Below are 17,991 nucleotides of genomic sequence, written 5' to 3'. Positions count from 1 at the left end.
CTCAGGCGAAGAAACTAAGAATGGTATTGATCACCGTACGCTGATTAACGTCAGACATATTATAGAACAGCGGCAGGCGCACCAGACGCGCGCTTTCCTGGCTGGTGAAGCGGTCTTCACCGGCAAAGCGGCCGAAACGATCGCCCGCCGGGCAGTCATGCAGCGGAATGTAATGGAACACCGCCATGATTTCGGCTTCTTTCAGATAATCGATAAACGCCGTGCGGTCTTCAATATCACGCAGTTTGATATAGAACATATGCGCATTCTGCACGCAGTCCGCCGGAATGGTCGGCAAGACGATGCGGCCAGCCTCGGCCAGCGGCAGGAAGCTATCGTAATAGTTCTGCCATAGCGCAAGGCGACGCTGGTTGATGCGATCGGCCGCCTCGAGCTGGCCCCACAGGTAAGCGGCCTGCAAATCTGACATCAGATAGCTGGAACCGATATCGCGCCAGGTGTACTTGTCGACCTGACCGCGGAAGAACTGGCTACGGTTGGTGCCTTTCTCGCGAATGACTTCCGCCCGGTCGATCAGCGCCGGATCGTTAATCAGCGTGGCGCCACCCTCACCGCCTGCGGTGTAGTTTTTGGTTTCGTGGAAGCTGAAACAACCAATATGGCCGATGGTGCCAAGCGCTTTGCCCTTATAAGTGGCCATCACACCCTGTGCGGCATCTTCCACCACGTACAAATTGTATTTTTTCGCCAGCGCCATGATGGTGTCCATCTCGCAGGCTACGCCGGCGTAATGAACCGGCACAATGGCGCGGGTCTTATCGGTGATCGCCGCTTCGATTTTGCTCTCATCGATGTTCATGGTGTCCGGGCGCAGATCGACAAACACCACTTTAGCGCCGCGCAGCACGAAGGCGTTGGCGGTTGAAACAAAGGTGAAGCTCGGCATGATCACTTCATCGCCCGGCTGAATATCCAGCAGGATCGCCGCCATCTCCAGCGAGGCGGTGCAGGACGGCGTCAACAGCACTTTCTGGCTGCCAAAACGCTGTTCCATCCACTGCTGGCAACGACGGGTAAAGCCGCCATCGCCACACAGTTTGCCACTGCTCATTGCAGCCTGCATATAGTCAAGTTCGGTGCCAACAACCGGTGGTGCGTTAAATGGGATCATGTTTTCCTCTGTATAACCAATACGAGGTGCTTTCGATAGCGGCACCCTGTCGTTGATAGAGCCGTAACGCGGCGATATTACCGAACTGGGTCGCGACACGCAGGCGCTGTTGCGACCGACACTCCGCCATTGCCGCGGTCATCAATCGGGAGCCAATCCCTTTACCGGCAGCGCCGGGGAATGCCGCCAGCAGGCCGATTCGCGCCTCCTGGCCACCGATATCACGCAGGCTGACAAACCCTTCAGGCTGCCCAGCTTCGTCCAGCGCCAGCAGGCACTGGTGGTCAAAAGTCCCCAATACCGCTTTTTCTATCCACATGGCATAGAAGCGGCCACTGTCATGAACGTCATACCAGGGCGCACGAAAACGGCTGGCGGTAAACACCTTGGCCGCCGCGGCACGCAGCGCCGGAATATCGGCCGGCACTGCCGGACGAACGGCCTGTGGCAGCACTCTCTGGGATGAAGCACATTCCGTGCCGATGTTGAGTACCAGATCGACTTCACCTTCAACCAGTTGGAAACCCAACCTGACCAATCCGTCCGCCCAAGCCGTTTGATGTGCAGGAATTTTGGCCTGCACCAGCGTGTAGGCGTTCAAATCAGCTTCAGCGAGTACGGGAGCTGCCGTGGAAAAGTGGAGCTTTGCGCTATTAAGGGCAAAAAACTCGGTTTCCCAGGCTAAGGGTTCAATACTGGCGCGGACGTGCATGCAATAAATCCAGCAGATACTTACCGTAACCGGTTTTGAGCAAGGATTGCGCGGCGCGTTTCACACCGTCATCGTCGAGCCAACCATTGCGCCAGGCGATCTCTTCAAGGCAGGCAATTTTAAAGCCCTGACGTTTTTCCACGGTCTGCACAAAGCTGCTGGCTTCCAGCAGGCTGTCGTGGGTGCCGGTATCCAGCCAGGCGAAACCACGACCCAGCAGCTCGACGGTCAGCTCACCACGCTCCAGGTACATCTGGTTAATGCTGGTGATTTCCAGCTCGCCGCGCTCGGAAGGTTTTACCTGTTTGGCAAATTCCACCACCTGGTTGTCGTAGAAATACAGGCCGGTCACTGCCCAATTGGATTTAGGCTGTTGCGGTTTTTCCTCGATCGACAGTGCGCGGAAATTATCGTCAAATTCCACTACGCCAAAGCGCTCGGGATCCATCACCTGATAACCGAACACGGTAGCGCCTTGCGTGCGGGCCGCGACAGTTTTCAGTTTCGGACTAAAGCCTTGGCCAAAGTAGATATTATCACCCAGCACCAGGCAGCTCGGCTCGCCGGCCAGGAATTCTTCTCCAATTAAAAATGCCTGTGCGAGGCCATCTGGGCTGGGTTGTTCGGCATAGCTGAGAGTAATGCCGAACTCTTCTCCAGTGCCCAGCAAACGTCTGAATGAGGGTAAATCTTCCGGGGTGGAGATGATCAGAATGTCGCGGATACCCGCCAGCATCAACACCGACAGCGGGTAGTAGATCATCGGCTTGTCGTATATGGGCAGCAGTTGCTTGGATACGCCACGGGTAATCGGGTGCAGGCGTGTGCCGGAACCGCCCGCCAGAATAATACCTTTCATACTCACTCCAGACTCCACAGGGCCGCCAAACGGCAGCGGCCTCGCTAAATTTAGTCGGATAAACCTAAACGTTCACCCGCATAGGAACCGTCCTGAACGCGACGCCACCAGGTTTCGTTGTTCAGATACCAGGAAACCGTTTTGCGGATGCCGCTTTCAAAGGTTTCCTGCGGGTGCCAGCCCAACTCCCGGTCAATTTTTCCGGCATCGATCGCGTAGCGCATATCATGGCCCGGACGATCCTTGACGTAGGTAATCAGGTCGCGGTATTTCTCCACGTCCTGCGGCTTGTTCGGTGCCAGTTCTTCCAACAAATCGCAGATGGTGTGTACCACCTCGATATTCTTGCGCTCGTTGTGGCCGCCGATATTGTAGGTTTCGCCTACCACGCCTTCAGTCACGACCTGGTACAGCGCGCGCGCGTGGTCTTCAACATACAGCCAGTCACGCACCTGCGCACCGTCGCCGTACACCGGCAATGGCTTGCCGGCAACGGCATTGAGGATCACCAGCGGGATCAGTTTCTCCGGGAAGTGATACGGACCATAGTTATTGGAACAGTTGGTGACGAGGGTCGGCAGGCCGTAGGTACGCAACCAGGCACGCACCAGATGATCGCTGGAGGCTTTAGAAGCCGAATACGGGCTGCTTGGCGAATAAGGCGTGGTTTCAGTGAACAGATCGTCCGTACCGTGCAGATCGCCATACACTTCGTCGGTGGAAATGTGGTGGAAACGGAAATTCTGCTTTCTCTCCGCATCCAGCGGATGCCAATAATGGCGAGCCGCCTCCAACATGGTGTAGGTCCCCACCACGTTGGTTTCAATAAATGCCGCCGGGCCGTCGATCGAACGATCGACATGGCTTTCCGCCGCCAGGTGCATGATCACATCCGGCTGATACTGGGCAAACACCCGATCCAACGCCGTGCGATCGCAGATATCCACCTGTTCAAACGAATAACGTTCGTTATCGGCAATCACCGAAAGCGACTCCAGATTGCCCGCATAAGTGAGTTTATCCACCACCATGACGCTGTCCTGTGTGGCTTCAATGATATGTCTCACGACCGCGGAGCCAATAAAACCGGCGCCCCCAGTGACTAAAATACGTTTCACCGCCATACCCCTTTGGTATCCACTACCCAGGATTGCGTAATCTCTTCCGGCTTGATCGCTTTGAATTGCTTATGGTCGACCAGCATTACGATCACATCCGCCTGCTGCAACGCATCGGCCAACGCTTTCAGCGTCACATGGCCGGCCAGAGATTTCGGCAGATGATCAACATTGGGCTCCACCACCAGCGTTTCGCCTACGTGCCAGCCTGCAATCAGATGCGCCACTTCCACCGCCGGGCTTTCGCGCAAGTCGTCGATATTCGGCTTGAAGGCCAGACCGAAACAGGCAATTTTCACTTCTGAAGCGCGCTTGTCGGTAGCTGCCAGGCAGTCGGCAACCGCGGCTTTCACACGGTCAACCACCCACAGCGGTTTCCCGTCGTTCACCAGACGCGCGGTATGGATCAGGCGCGCCTGCTGCGGGTTTTGCGACACGATAAACCACGGATCGACCGCGATGCAGTGGCCACCGACGCCAGGACCCGGCTGCAGAATATTCACCCGCGGATGGCGATTCGCCAGGCGGATGAGTTCCCAGACGTTGATGCCCTGCTCGGCGCAAATCAACGACAGCTCATTCGCAAAGGCGATATTCACGTCGCGGAAGCTGTTTTCAGTCAGTTTGCACATCTCAGCGGTGCGTGAATTGGTCACTACACATTCGCCTTCAAGGAAAATCTTGTACAGCTCGCTGGCGCGATCAGAGCATTTTGGCGTCATGCCGCCAATAACGCGATCGTTTTGAATCAGCTCAACCATCACCTGCCCCGGCAGCACACGCTCCGGGCAATAGGCGATATTGACATCGGCGGCTTCACCCACCTGCTGCGGGAAGCTGAGATCGCTGCGCGCCTCGGCCAGCCACTGTGCCATCTGTTCGGTCGCTCCCACCGGTGAGGTGGATTCCAGGATAACCAGGTCACCCTTTTTCAGTACCGGCGCCAGTGATTTAGCGGCAGCCTCGACATAAGCCAGGTCTGGCTCATGATCGCCTTTAAACGGCGTCGGTACCGCAATCAGAAAAGCATCTGCGGCCAAGGGTTTGGTCACCGCTTGCAGATAACCGCCGTCGACGGCCTCTTTAACCACTTTATCCAGATCGGGCTCAACGATATGAATCGCGCCGCGGTTAATGGTGTCTACCGCATGCTGGTTAACATCTACGCCCACCACTTTTTTCTTGCGCGAGGCAAACGCCGCCGCCGTTGGCAGACCGATGTACCCCAGGCCGATAACCGAAATAGTGTTAAAACTCATAGTGTCACCTGATGATTCTTCAAAGCTGCGAGAATACGCTGGCAGGCATGCCCGTCACCGTAAGGGTTATGCGCCCGACTCATGGCGTGATATTCCTTTTCGTCCGTCAACAGCCGGGTAACCGCATCAACAATTTTAGCCACGTCAGTGCCGACCAGGCGGACCGTGCCCGCATCCACCGCTTCCGGCCGTTCGGTAGTGTCACGCATGACCAGCACAGGCTTGCCCAACGACGGCGCCTCTTCCTGGATACCGCCGGAGTCGGTCAGGATCATATAAGCGTTAGCCATCAAATACACAAAGGGCAAGTAATCCTGCGGATCGATCAGGATGATGTTATCGATCCCTTTCAGAATGCGGTTGACCGGCTCGCTGACGTTCGGGTTGAGATGCACCGGGTACACCACCTGTACGTCAGGATGGGTGCGGGCAATTTCCGCCAGTGCGCTGCAAATCCGCTCAAACCCGCCGCCAAAGCTTTCGCGACGGTGGCCGGTCACCAGGATCAATTTCTTGCTGGCATCAAGGAACGGGTAGCGCTGCGCCAGGCTGTCATGCAATGCGGCATCGCCCATTACCCGATCGCGCACCCAGAACAGCGCATCGATAACCGTGTTGCCGGTAACGAAAATATGATCGTCCGGCAACAGTTCACGCAGCAGGTTCTGGCGTGAATTTTCCGTCGGTGCAAAATGATACATCGCCAGATGGCCGGTCAGCTTGCGGTTGGCCTCTTCCGGCCACGGCGAGTAAAGATCGCCAGTGCGCAAGCCCGCCTCCACGTGTCCGACCGGGATACGCTGATAAAAAGCCGCCAGACTGGTTGCCAGTGTGGTGGTCGTGTCACCGTGGACCAGCACTACATCCGGCTTGAATTCTTCCAGAACGCCTTTCAGGCCTTCCAAAATACGGCAGGTAATCTCACTCAGTCCCTGGCCGGGCTTCATGATGTTCAGATCGTAATCCGGCACGATTTCAAATAACCGTAATACTTGATCCAACATCTCACGATGCTGTGCCGTTACGCAGACTCTTGATTCAAAGGCTTCATCCTGAGCCAGGGCATGTACCAGCGGTGCCATTTTGATGGCTTCAGGCCTGGTGCCGAAAACAGTCAACACTTTCACAGCGAATCTCTTTTGGTCGGTTAACCGCAGGCATACCTGCGAATTGGGCGTTCGCACGCCCATAAGCGAATTATTATATTATTTTTAATTACGCGGGCGACGCACCAGGGCAATACCTGCGCCAACCAAAGCGCCCATCGCGCCCCACATGATCAACCAGAATACCCGCCGCGGGCTGTCACGTTTTACCGGTTCTTCCGGGGTCCGCAAATAGCGGTAAGTCTGAAATTTCTCATCCAGCGTCGGGCCAACATTCAATGTCGACAGCATCGCACGATTTTGATCGTAATCCAGATCGTAAGTTGGCCCTGACGCCTGCAGCCCTTCCAGACGCGCCTGCAACATAGGTTTCCCCAGCAGGAACAGATCGGAATCTGGCAGTTGTTCGGCCGGCGTATCGGTTTGAGTCCGGCTGATACCCTGCGTCTCGGCGATTTTCAGCGCCTGCTCAATCGTGTTCAGCTCACGCTTGTAAACCGCCTCCGCCACCGCTTCCTGACGCTTCACCTGCGCGTTCATCGACGTCGTGCGGGCAGCCCATGCGCCCTGGATTTCTTCATTCAGGTGCTGGGCTGCGCGATGGCTGGCAAATGCCACGTACTGGCGCAGCAGGTGATTGGCATCCGCCGCAGTTTCCGCCGTCAGCTTCACGCCGTCGTTGGGTACTTTTTTGTCATCGCGCGGCGTGAACTGAACGTTGTTAATCAGTTCATCAAGTAATGCCGCATCGGCGCGCGCATCACCTTCCTGACGCTGTTTGTAATAATCGCTCTGCAGCCAGAAATCGCGACGCGTATCGTACGCCGCCAATTGCATAATGAATTCATTATAGGCTTCGTCAGCAATGCCCGGCTGCTCAGTCGAGACCGCCGGCAGAGTGCGCACATCCAGATTACGCAGGAATTGCTGCTGGGAATAATAGCCCCCCAGCGCATTCACCGTTGGCCGATCGGTAATCGCCGCGGCGCTCCATTCCTGTTTCACCAGGTAGGATACGACCAGCGCAACCACAGCGAACAATGCCGCAGTGCCGATAATCCATTGCTTGCCGCGCCACAGGGTACGACACAGGCCGCGGATATCGAGTTCGTTATCCACTGCCGGGATATTCTTGTCAGACGTTGTTTCTGGATTCATCACTGCCCAAAAGCCTCTGGTTAAGATACTTGCTTATTGTCGGTCGAACGCCGTAAGCGGCGCTTGATACGCTTAATGTAACGTGCAACACGCCAGGCGCGTTTGATGCAATAACCGTACAAGAAGAAGGCAAGCAAAAACAATGCCAACATCACCCATTCAGGGACAAAAGTAAGACACTCGCCAAGCACGCCGATTGCCGCCAGCAGCGCTGCCGCCAGGGTAATCAGCACGAAAGCCTGCCGCGGCGTAAAACCTGCACGCATAATCAAATGGTGAATGTGTTGACGATCGGGGGAGAAGGGGCTCATCCCCTTGCGTAAGCGACGGTACATGATCGCAATCATGTCCATCAGCGGAATAGCGATAATCCACAGGGCGGTAACCGGATTGATGGAATGGACTTTACCCTGCGAACTTTGCAGCAACAACCAGATGGCAGTGAAGCCGATCAGCGTACTGCCTGCATCCCCCATAAATACCTTATACCGGCGGCCAAGAATACCGAGGTTAAGCAGGATATAGGGAACGATGGTGGCAATCATCGCGAAGCACCAAAAAGCCAAATCAGAGTGGCCGCTCAGGTACAGCAAAACACCCAGCGCGCCGAAAGAAACGCACGAAAGCCCCCCCAGCAGACCGTCAATGCCGTCCACCATGTTAAAGGCATTAATCGCCGCCCAAACGGCAAACAGCGTGACCAGATAGCCGAAAGGCCCCAACTGCATTTCCCAGTCGCCCAGCACATGGCCGAAACTGCGCAGATAGAGCCCGGCGAAGACCATCATCGCAATGCCAACCAATGCCTGAACCAACGCGCGAATTTTCACGCTGATATCGAAACGATCGTCGAGAGCACCAACGAACACCAATATACCCGCACAGGTGAGGTAAAGTTTACCGTGCGCAATCGTTTGGTCAGAGATAAGGAAGGCAAAGCACAACCCGGCATAAACGGAAATACCGCCGACAAGAGGAATTAACCCCTGATGACGTTTACGGTAATTGGGTTTATCAACCAGGCCAATACGTTTTGCTGCTTTACGGGCAACAAAGAGAAACGCCAAAGAAAACAGGAAAACAAATAGAATTTCAGTACTCATAGTGAGTAAGTTCACAGTTAACAGATCTCTGTAGAAGATAAGGCAGCTTAACACGGGCGACAGGTTGCGCCATGGGATCCCGCTACCTTTCAGTCATTTCCTATGACAACAGCCATTCATTCTTACGCCAATGTGTGTGTGCCCGCCGTTTCGACAGCAACAAAGCGCGAGCGGCAAAACGCCGACCGCAAATAAGATGAATTCTCAGTAAGTCACAAAAAACTTACATTTCCATTTCTGTTACTTATCGTATCCGCCAAATGCAAAAAACGCCACGACTAGGCGTGGCGTTCTCTGAATTTTTTACTCAATTATGAGCGCATCGTCATTATGAGCGCTTCATCATATCGAAGAATTCATCGTTGGTCTTGGTCATGGCCAACTTGTTAATGAGGAACTCCATCGCATCAATCTCGCCCATTGGGTGAATGATTTTACGCAGGATCCACATTTTTTGCAGTTCTTCAGACGTGGTGAGTAACTCTTCTTTACGGGTACCGGAGCGGTTGTAGTCGATCGCAGGGAATACGCGCTTCTCGGCGATTTTACGCGCCAGATGCAATTCCATGTTGCCGGTACCTTTGAACTCTTCGTAGATAACCTCGTCCATTTTGGAGCCGGTATCTACCAGCGCGGTAGCGATGATGGTCAGGCTACCGCCCTCCTCAACGTTACGTGCCGCACCGAAGAAACGCTTAGGACGATGCAGGGCGTTGGCATCCACACCACCGGTCAACACTTTACCGGAAGCCGGAACCACGGTGTTGTAGGCACGCGCCAAACGGGTGATAGAGTCAAGAAGGATGATAACGTCTTTCTTGTGCTCAACCAGACGCTTGGCCTTTTCGATCACCATTTCCGCAACCTGCACGTGACGGGAAGCCGGCTCGTCAAAGGTAGAGGCGATGACTTCACCCTTCACCAGACGCTGCATCTCGGTCACTTCCTCCGGACGCTCGTCGATCAGCAGTACCATCAGCACACAGTCTGGATGGTTGTACGCGATGCTCTGCGCAATGTTCTGCAGCAGCATGGTTTTACCGGCTTTTGGTGGAGCAACAATCAGACCACGCTGACCACGGCCAATCGGAGAAGCCAGGTCCAGCACGCGTGCTGTCAGGTCTTCGGTTGAACCGTTGCCACGTTCCATCCGCAGACGGGAGTTGGCATGCAGTGGGGTTAAGTTCTCGAACAGGATCTTGCTGCGGGCATTTTCCGGTTTGTCGTAGTTGACTTCGTTAACTTTCAACAGGGCAAAATAGCGCTCGCCTTCTTTTGGCGGACGAATCTTACCGGAAACGGAGTCACCTGTACGGAGGTTGAAACGGCGGATTTGGCTAGGGGATACGTAGATGTCGTCGGGGCCTGCAAGGTAGGAACTGTCTCCAGAGCGGAGGAAACCAAATCCATCCTGCAATATCTCCAACACGCCATCGCCGAAGATATCTTCTCCACTTTTCGCATGCTGCTTAAGGATGGAGAAGATAATGTCCTGCTTGCGCATACGGGCAAGGTTTTCCAGCCCCATATTTTCGCCGAGAGTAATCAGCTCAGAAACCGGCGTATTCTTTAATTCGGTAAGATTCATAGTGGTGGGTTCTTAAACTCGGGGTGTGTCTCGAACTTCTATCGTGAATGGTATGGCAGCGTGATACGTGCCTGTTTACTGGACGTTCGACCACCGGGCGCTAGCTGTCAAGGTAAGAAATGGCTTACAGGAGACGCGCGCATTGACGGCTTAAGATCGAAGGTACCTTAAAATTGATTTTGCAAAACCGTTTGATTGCTAAAACACGGGTTGAGTTCATTTTACTTTCAACACCAGCGGTTCAGCACAGAGTATAGCTTTAGATTCAAACTCTTTAGATTTAAAACTTCGGGCAAGTTCTATATGCAGTGTGGCTAAACTTAACACGCTTATTGGCAGGCGTCTAGCGGTGAATTTAAATCCCCGCCAGACGCCTGAATATCCCCATTGTCTCTGAAGCGACAGCGTTGTTGACTGTTGCTTTAAACCCATAGGATACAGGACGTTACGCCAGATTACAGATTCGCGTTAAGGAAATCTTTGAGCTGACCTTTGGACAGTGCGCCCACCTTGGTCGCTGCCACTTCACCGTTTTTGAACAACAACAGCGTCGGGATACCGCGGATACCGTACTTAGGTGCGGTTGCCGGGTTTTGGTCGATATTCAGCTTGGTGATGGTCAACTTGCCTTCGAACTCAACGGCAATTTCATCCAGAATCGGAGCAATCATCTTGCACGGCCCACACCATTCAGCCCAGAAATCGACCAGGATTGCCCCTTCAGCTTGTAGCACGTCGGTGTCGAAGCTGCTGTCAGTCAGGTGAATAATTTTATCGCTCATGTTCTACTCCACAGGATGTATGTCTACCTTGTTGGTGTAGCATTAACCAACCCAAGGTGATTTTATTTCACCGCGTTTATTTCAACGGATGTGCTTTCGTAAAGCAATAGTTAGCTGATATTCTACCACACTATGAGCAAAACACACTTGACCGAACAGAAGTTTTCCGACTTCGCCCTGCACCCGTTAGTCCTTGAAGCCCTTGAAAAAAAAGGGTTTCACCATTGCACGCCTATCCAGGCGTTAGCATTGCCGCTCACGCTCTCCGGGCGTGACGTTGCAGGTCAGGCGCAAACCGGTACCGGAAAGACGTTGGCATTTTTAGCGTCTACTTTTCACTATTTGCTTTCTAACCCGGCGAAACAGGATCGCCAGACCAACCAGCCGCGTGCCTTGATCATGGCGCCAACGCGTGAACTGGCGGTGCAGATCCACTCCGATGCGGAAGCCCTGTCCCAGTCCACCGGCCTGAAACTTGGCCTGGCTTACGGCGGCGACGGCTACGACAAACAGCTGAAAGTGCTGGAAAGCGGCGTGGATATCCTGGTGGGTACTACCGGTCGTTTAATCGATTACGCCAAACAGAACTACATCGATCTGGGCGCGATCCAGGTCGTAGTGCTGGACGAAGCCGATCGCATGTACGATCTGGGCTTTATCAAAGACATTCGCTGGCTGTTCCGCCGCATGCCTGCGGTCGATCAACGCCTGAACATGCTGTTCTCTGCCACCCTGTCCTATCGCGTACGCGAACTGGCTTTCGAGCAGATGAACAACGCTGAATATGTTGAAGTGGAACCGGAACAGAAAACCGGCCACCGCATTCAAGAAGAATTGTTCTACCCGTCCAACGAAGAAAAGATGCGCCTGCTGCAGACGCTGATCGAAGAAGAGTGGCCGGACCGCTGCATCATCTTCGCCAACACCAAGCATCGCTGTGAAGACGTCTGGGGCCATTTGGCGGCCGACGGGCACCGCGTAGGCCTGCTGACCGGCGATGTGGCGCAGAAAAAACGCCTGCGTATTCTGGAAGACTTCACCAAGGGCAACCTCGATATTCTGGTCGCCACCGACGTCGCCGCCCGCGGCCTGCACATCCCGCTGGTTACACACGTATTCAACTACGATCTGCCTGACGACTGCGAAGACTATGTTCACCGCATCGGTCGTACCGGCCGTGCCGGCGAAAGCGGTCATTCCATCAGCCTGGCCTGCGAAGAGTACGCACTCAACCTGCCGGCGATCGAAACCTATACCGGCCACAGCATTCCGGTGAGCAAGTACAACAGCGACGCGTTGCTGACTGACCTGCCTGCGCCGAAACGCCTTGCGCGTCCACGCGGCGGCAACGGCCCACGCCGTAATTCCGCACCGCGTCGCGGTGGCAGCGCGCCACGCAATAACCGTAAACGTCCAGGCTGATAACCATGCTCAGTTCCAGCACGCTCTATGCCGCTATCGACCTCGGCTCCAACAGCTTCCACATGCTGGTGGTACGGGAAGTGGCCGGCAGCATTCAGACCCTGGCGCGCATCAAGCGTAAAGTGCGTCTGGCGGCCGGGCTGGATCAGAACAATCACCTGTCGCATGACGCCATGCAGCGCGGTTGGCAATGCCTGAAGCTGTTCTCCGAACGCTTGCAGGACATCCCTCGCGCCCAGATTCGTGTGGTCGCTACAGCCACGCTGCGTCTGGCGTCAAATGCCGATGAATTCCTGCAGACCGCCGAGCAAATTCTCGGTTGTCCGATCCAGGTGATCAGCGGTGAGGAAGAAGCGCGCCTGATTTATCATGGCGTTGCCCATACCACCGGCGGACCGGACCAGCGTTTGGTGGTCGATATCGGCGGTGGCAGTACCGAGTTGGTTACCGGTACCGGCGCTCAGGCCGCCCAGCTATACAGCCTGTCTATGGGCTGTGTCACCTGGCTGGAGCGTTTCTTCAGCGATCGCAATCTGGGGCAGGAAAATTTCGAACGCGCCGAACAGGCCGCACGCGAAATGGTGCGTCCAATAGTGCCGCACCTGCGTCAGCACGGCTGGCAAATCTGCGTCGGCGCTTCCGGCACCGTACAGGCGTTGCAGGAAATCATGGTGGCGCAAGGCATGGATGAGCGTATCACCCTGCCCAAGCTGCGCCAGTTGAAACAGCGCGCCATTCAGTGCGGCAAGCTGGAAGAGCTGGAAATCGAAGGGTTGACGCTGGAGCGCGCACTGGTGTTTCCAAGTGGGCTGTCGATCCTGCTGGCGATTTTCCAGGAACTGGGCATTGAAAGCATGATGCTGGCCGGCGGCGCGCTACGCGAAGGGCTGGTTTACGGCATGCTGCATCTGCCGGTTGAACAGGATATTCGCAGCCGTACCATTCGCAATCTGCAACGGCGCTACCTGCTGGATACCGAACAGGCCGAGCGCGTCAGCCAACTGGCTGCCAACTTCTCGCAGCAGGTGAGCAATGAGTGGCAGTTGGACGCACGATGTCGCGAGTTATTGCACAGCGCCTGCCTGATCCACGAAATCGGCCTCAGCGTTGATTTCAAGCAGGCGCCGCAACACGCCGCCTACCTGATCCGTCATCTGGATTTACCCGGTTTCACACCGGCGCAAAAAAAGCTGTTGGCTACGTTGCTGCAAAACCAGAGCAACCCTATCGATCTGCCGCTGCTGAGCCAGCAAAATGCCCTGCCGCCGCGTATGGCGCAACGTTTATGCCGCATTTTGCGGCTGGCCATCATCTTTGCCAGCCGACGCCGCGACGACACGCTGCCTGCGGTGCGCCTGCGCGCCAATAACGATGACGAACTGACGGTGATCCTGCCGTCAGGCTGGCTGGAACAGCACCCGCTGCGTGCAGAGGCGCTGGATCAGGAAAGCCACTGGCAAAGCTATGTGCACTGGCCGCTGATGCTGGAAGAACAACGTTGATATGACAAGGACGCCAAGCGCCCTTTCAGACTGCTGACAAAGCCCGTTATTAGGGAGAGCGTGCCGAAGGGGTCGTAACGGCCTTGGCCGTCGACCAATTTGCCGGGAGCAAATTGGAACGACTTCATGTCGGCCCGCAGGGTGGGACACACTGATGTGTCCCATAATGGCCCCTCGGTGCGCTAGGCCCGGGTATCTCGGGTTCAAAGACCACCTTGTCATCAAACGCCAAGGGCGCACATTGCGCCCTTTCTTTTTAGCCTTCGCCTTTGGCCTTGGCCAGCTGCGCGCGAATATTGGCCAAATGGCTCTGCCCTTTTTGCATCCGCTCCTGCGGGCTGACCACCTTACGTTCGCTTTCCCAAGCCAGGTCATCCTGCGGCAGTTCCAGCAAGAAACGGCTCGGTTCCGGCCGCACCAACTCGCCATATTGGCGGCGCTCACGGCACAGCGTAAAAATCAGCTCTTTTTGGGCACGGGTGATCCCCACATAGGCCAAACGCCGCTCTTCATCGACATTATCCTCATCGATGCTGCTCTGATGCGGCAATAATCCCTCCTCCATCCCCACCAGGAACACATAAGGGAACTCCAGCCCTTTGGAGGCATGCAGCGTCATCAGTTGCACCTGATCCAGCTCTTCATCGCTTTCACCGCGTTCCATCATGTCCCGCAAGGTAAAGCGCGTTACCACCTGGGTCAGCGTCATTGGCTCATCCAGCTCGCTACCTTCGAGCATTTCCGTCATCCAGCCAAACAAGGTGTTGACGTTTTTCATGCGCATTTCGGCGGCTTTCGGGCTGGGTGACGTTTCAAACAGCCAGCTTTCATAATCCACACCGTGGATCAGGTCGCGCACCGCGGCCACCGGCTCACGCTCCGCCAGTTGGGCGATACCGTCCAGCCAATGGGTGAAGCGTTGCAGCGACTCCAGCCCGCGGCCGGTCAGATGCTGACTCAGCCCCAGATCGAAACTGGCGCGAAACAGGCTTTTGTTGCGCTGATTGGCCCACTCACCCAGCTTTTGCAACGTTGCCGGGCCAATTTCACGTTTTGGCGTATTGACGATACGCAGGAAAGCGCTGTCGTCATCCTGGTTGGTCAGCACGCGCAGATAGGCCAGCAGATCCTTGATTTCCGGCCGCGAGAAAAACGAGGTGCCGCCAGAAATCTTGTAAGGAATACGGTTCTGCATCAGCATTTTTTCAAACAGCCGCGACTGATGGTTACCGCGATAAAGAATCGCATAATCGCCGTAATTGGTTTTCTTCACGAAGTGGTGAGCAATCAGTTCCCCCACGACTCGCTCGGCCTCGTGATCCTCGTTATTCGCAGTCACCACTTTCAGCTCTTCACCGTAGCCCAGCTCGGAAAATAGCCGTTTTTCAAACACGTGCGGGTTATTGGCGATCAGAATATTCGCCGCTTTCAGGATACGTTCGCTGGAGCGGTAGTTCTGCTCCAGCTTGATCACCTGCAGCGCCGGGAAGTCTTCCTTCAGCAACACCAGATTTTGCGGCCGCGCGCCGCGCCAGGAGTAGATCGACTGGTCATCGTCCCCCACCACGGTAAAGCGCGCGCGGTTACCCACCAGCAGTTTTACCAGTTCATACTGGCTGGTATTGGTGTCCTGATACTCATCCACCAACAGATAACGAATACGGTTTTGCCAACGCTCGCGCACTTCTTCATTACGCTGCAGCAGTAAGGTCGGCAACAGGATCAAATCGTCGAAATCCAGCACGTTACACGCCCTCATATGGGCGTGATACAGGCCGTAGCAATGAGCAAACAGCTTGTCGCGCTCGGAGCGCGCCAGCTCCATCGCCTTTTTGGGATCGACCAGATCATTTTTCCAGTTGGAGATAGTGGAAATCAGCTGCGCCACCAGCGTTTTGTCATTCTCCAGCCATTTTTCAGTCAGCTCTTTCAACAACGCCAGCTGATCCTGATCGTCGAACAGCGAGAAGTTGGACTTCATCTCCAGCGCGACGTATTCACGCTTGATGATTTCCAGGCCCAGCGTGTGGAAAGTGGAAATCATCAGCCCGCGCGCTTCTTTGCGCCCCATGGTTTGCGCCACACGCTCTTTCATCTCACGCGCCGCCTTGTTGGTAAAGGTCACGGCGGCGATATGCCGCGCCTGATACCCACAGTTGTGGATCAGGTGAGCGATTTTATTGGTGATGACGCGCGTCTTGCCGGAACCTGCACCGGCCAGCACCAGGCAAGGCCCGGTAACGAATTCGACGGCTTGTTGTTGGCTGGGGTTTAATCGCATGGCGCTTTATTGCTCGACTTTATCACGTGGAAGGGGATTGTAGCAGAAAGCGCCGATGAGATTTAACGGGTATACTCGGCACAATTTCTGTATCGATAAGGCAATACCATGGCAAAGACGGCGTGCGCCCTGCACATTCTGGTAGATAACGAAAAACTGGCCAACGATCTGCTGGCCAAGCTGAAGCGTGGCGTCAGCTTCGACACGCTGGCGCGCAAATATTCAAGCTGCCCGTCAAAGCGCAACGGCGGCGCCTTGGGCGAATTCAACAAGGGCACCATGGTGGCGGCCTTTGATAAAGCGGTGTTCAGCATCCCGTTGCTGAAACCTTATGGTCCGGTGAAAACCCAGTTCGGCTACCACATCATCAAGGTACTGTACCGCAACTGAGGGGGCAAGCCGCCCCCTCCGCTTTTACTGTGCGCTGGTCTCCGGTGCCGGAGCGGTGTCGGTCGGCTTGGCCTCTTCCGTCACCACCGCCGGTGCCGGTGCCATAATGCCGTTATAGGTTTCCTGTAACTGCTTCATGCTCATTTCCGGCTCGCCCTTCGGCTGCATCAATACCAGCGTCGCATCTTGCGAGAGCTGAAGCTTCAGCTCCTGGTTCAGTGCTTCCAGCGTTAATCCGGAGAGGAACTCCTGACGCAGCTTCTGATACTGTTCCGGCGCGATGTCCACAACGCCGCTTTGTTGCGAACGCAGACGCTGGCTCATCAGCACGTCAGTGTCGGTGCGGGCGTAGGTGGCAAACAACTTGCTCAGTTGATCGTTCTTCTGCGCCAACAGGCCGTTAAACTCATCCTGCGACAACCCATTGTTACGCACGCTGGCCAACTCGCGGGCGATAAAGCCCAGGCTGTTGTTCAGATTGTTGTTCGGCGTATCAAGGTGAATGCCGCACTGGCCGCGCTGGTACTGCACGCGGCAATCGAAGCCCAGATGCAGGTTTTTCTGGTCACTCTTTTCCAGCACCTGCTGAAGATGCCAGAACAGCGCCTCGCGGGCGATATCGCTGCGCCAGTAACGGCTAAGGTTCTGCGAATCGCGGATCGGGTGCCATGGCGCGTCCCACATGATCGACAACGTATCCTGCTTCACCTGCTCGCTGATCAGGCTGACCGGCTGCGGCGGCAACGGCGTCAACGTCGGCATGGTGGCCGGCGTTTCACGTTTCCCTTTCAGCGGCGAGAAGGCTTTGTTGATTTGCTCGCCCAGGCTGCGGCTGTCCACTTTACCCACCACGTACAGCGTCATCGCGTCCGGCGTGTACCATTGCTGGTAGAACTTCTTCAGTTGATCGATATTCACCGGCCGTTTCACCGGCTGGGCCGGATCGTGCGCCAGCAGCGTCGAGCCTTTCAGGCGATAACGCCACCAGGCATCTTTGGGGTTCGGCGGGAAAGTACCGACCGGGTCGACGCTGGAGTTCATCACCGCATGCACGGTATGTTCGTCAATCGCCAGCTTGCCGGTGGTATCGGAAAGCCACGCCAGCGCTTCTTTCAGCAAATCTGGGCGGTTATTCGGCAGGCTGAGATTATAAAGGGTGAAATCGTAAGAGCTGATCGCCGGCGGCAAAGGCCGCTCGCTGTCCACACTCTGTTGCCACAGCGAGCGCAACTGCGGTGGCGTAAAGCTTTCGCTGCGCGCCAGCGACAGGCGTGGCAGCAGGTGGGCAAAACCAATCTGCTGGGAAGACTCCACCAGCGAGCCGGTATTGACCATCAACCGTAGCTCGACGCGATCGCTAGGTCGCTGCGGCGTATCAAGTATCTGCCATGAAAACCCGTTGTCGAGCTTACCCTGCTGCCAGGCAGGATCGGGTTGTAGTGCTTCAGCCTGCACGCTGCCGTTGGCGGCAGCCAACAACAGCCCACCGACTATAAGATGAATTCTGGTGCCCTGCATGTGAACCCCTACTTAATTACTATCCAATTTCTGTATACAAATGCGGATATTCCATTCACCG

The 17,991-nt window shown here is 55.5% G+C and carries 15 protein-coding genes; 3 read left to right on the top strand and 12 right to left on the bottom strand.

From position 1 onward, the window contains the following. Window position 1 precedes the first annotated feature (1 nt). From rffA to trxA, 10 genes are all read right to left on the bottom strand, one after another. Window positions 2–1,132: a dTDP-4-amino-4,6-dideoxygalactose transaminase gene (gene rffA, locus JEM67_RS01160; RefSeq protein ID WP_199636443.1), complete on the bottom strand. Its 1,131-nt coding sequence runs from the start codon at window positions 1,130–1,132 to the stop codon at window positions 2–4. Beyond that, window positions 1,119–1,844 (bottom strand): dTDP-4-amino-4,6-dideoxy-D-galactose acyltransferase, encoded by a 726-nt coding sequence (rffC, locus tag JEM67_RS01155; RefSeq protein WP_199636442.1) that lies wholly within the window; start codon window positions 1,842–1,844, stop codon window positions 1,119–1,121. Before rffC ends, rffA begins: the two co-directional genes overlap by 14 nt. Then, window positions 1,822–2,703: a glucose-1-phosphate thymidylyltransferase RfbA gene (gene rfbA, locus JEM67_RS01150; RefSeq protein ID WP_065505703.1), complete on the bottom strand. Its 882-nt coding sequence runs from the start codon at window positions 2,701–2,703 to the stop codon at window positions 1,822–1,824. Before rfbA ends, rffC begins: the two co-directional genes overlap by 23 nt. A 50-nt stretch (window positions 2,704–2,753) precedes the next feature. Continuing rightward, the gene (rffG, locus tag JEM67_RS01145) at window positions 2,754–3,827 is read right to left on the bottom strand and encodes a dTDP-glucose 4,6-dehydratase (RefSeq protein WP_199636441.1); all 1,074 of its coding nucleotides are present in this window, start codon (window positions 3,825–3,827) and stop codon (window positions 2,754–2,756) included. Continuing rightward, window positions 3,818–5,080 carry a UDP-N-acetyl-D-mannosamine dehydrogenase gene (gene wecC / locus JEM67_RS01140; protein WP_199636440.1) on the bottom strand — a complete coding sequence of 421 codons (1,263 nt, stop codon included), beginning with the start codon at window positions 5,078–5,080 and terminating at the stop codon, window positions 3,818–3,820. Before wecC ends, rffG begins: the two co-directional genes overlap by 10 nt. Then, the gene (gene wecB / locus JEM67_RS01135) at window positions 5,077–6,207 is read right to left on the bottom strand and encodes a non-hydrolyzing UDP-N-acetylglucosamine 2-epimerase (RefSeq protein WP_199636439.1); all 1,131 of its coding nucleotides are present in this window, start codon (window positions 6,205–6,207) and stop codon (window positions 5,077–5,079) included. The genes wecC and wecB overlap by 4 nt, the downstream gene beginning before the upstream one ends. Before the next feature lie 84 nt (window positions 6,208–6,291). Continuing rightward, the gene (gene wzzE, locus JEM67_RS01130) at window positions 6,292–7,344 is read right to left on the bottom strand and encodes an ECA polysaccharide chain length modulation protein (protein WP_041415810.1); all 1,053 of its coding nucleotides are present in this window, start codon (window positions 7,342–7,344) and stop codon (window positions 6,292–6,294) included. A 20-nt stretch (window positions 7,345–7,364) separates the two neighbouring features. Beyond that, entirely contained in the window at window positions 7,365–8,462 is a 1,098-nt protein-coding gene (wecA, locus tag JEM67_RS01125) for a UDP-N-acetylglucosamine--undecaprenyl-phosphate N-acetylglucosaminephosphotransferase (RefSeq protein WP_143760020.1), read from the bottom strand. A 313-nt stretch (window positions 8,463–8,775) separates the two neighbouring features. After that, complete coding sequence (gene rho / locus JEM67_RS01120; RefSeq protein ID WP_004950874.1) at window positions 8,776–10,035, bottom strand: transcription termination factor Rho; 1,260 nt, start codon at window positions 10,033–10,035, stop codon at window positions 8,776–8,778. 455 nt (window positions 10,036–10,490) lie between these two features. Further along, the gene (trxA, locus tag JEM67_RS01115; protein WP_013811032.1) at window positions 10,491–10,817 is read right to left on the bottom strand and encodes a thioredoxin TrxA; all 327 of its coding nucleotides are present in this window, start codon (window positions 10,815–10,817) and stop codon (window positions 10,491–10,493) included. Window positions 10,818–10,949: 132 nt separating this feature from the next. On the opposite strand from trxA, the gene rhlB reads away from it, so the two are divergent. Together rhlB and ppx are read left to right on the top strand one after the other, a co-directional pair. Continuing rightward, the gene (gene rhlB, locus JEM67_RS01110) at window positions 10,950–12,239 is read left to right on the top strand and encodes an ATP-dependent RNA helicase RhlB (RefSeq protein ID WP_004950870.1); all 1,290 of its coding nucleotides are present in this window, start codon (window positions 10,950–10,952) and stop codon (window positions 12,237–12,239) included. 5 nt (window positions 12,240–12,244) lie between these two features. Continuing rightward, window positions 12,245–13,741, top strand: a complete 1,497-nt coding sequence (gene ppx, locus JEM67_RS01105) for an exopolyphosphatase (RefSeq protein ID WP_199636438.1) — start codon at window positions 12,245–12,247, stop codon at window positions 13,739–13,741. A 256-nt stretch (window positions 13,742–13,997) separates the two neighbouring features. Here the strand turns inward: ppx and rep are convergent, their stop codons facing one another. Further along, window positions 13,998–16,022, bottom strand: coding sequence for a DNA helicase Rep (gene rep / locus JEM67_RS01100; protein WP_199636437.1), 2,025 nt, complete (start codon window positions 16,020–16,022; stop codon window positions 13,998–14,000). Between the two features lie 108 nt (window positions 16,023–16,130). Here rep and ppiC point away from each other — a divergent pair, with 108 nt between their 5' ends. After that, window positions 16,131–16,412: a peptidylprolyl isomerase PpiC gene (gene ppiC, locus JEM67_RS01095; protein WP_004950862.1), complete on the top strand. Its 282-nt coding sequence runs from the start codon at window positions 16,131–16,133 to the stop codon at window positions 16,410–16,412. A gap of 24 nt (window positions 16,413–16,436) precedes the next feature. Here ppiC and JEM67_RS01090 read toward each other — a convergent pair whose 3' ends face one another. Continuing rightward, on the bottom strand, window positions 16,437–17,930 hold the full coding sequence (locus JEM67_RS01090) for a M16 family metallopeptidase (RefSeq protein ID WP_199636436.1): 1,494 nt from the start codon (window positions 17,928–17,930) through the stop codon (window positions 16,437–16,439). Between the last annotated feature and the right edge of the window lie 61 nt (window positions 17,931–17,991).

Origin of the sequence: Serratia sp. PAMC26656, from assembly GCF_016469055.2 — a bacterium.
Lineage (GTDB): Bacteria > Pseudomonadota > Gammaproteobacteria > Enterobacterales > Enterobacteriaceae > Serratia > Serratia plymuthica.
The sequence above is the reverse complement of the archived record's forward strand: the minus strand, read 5'-3'. Positions and strand labels throughout refer to the sequence as shown.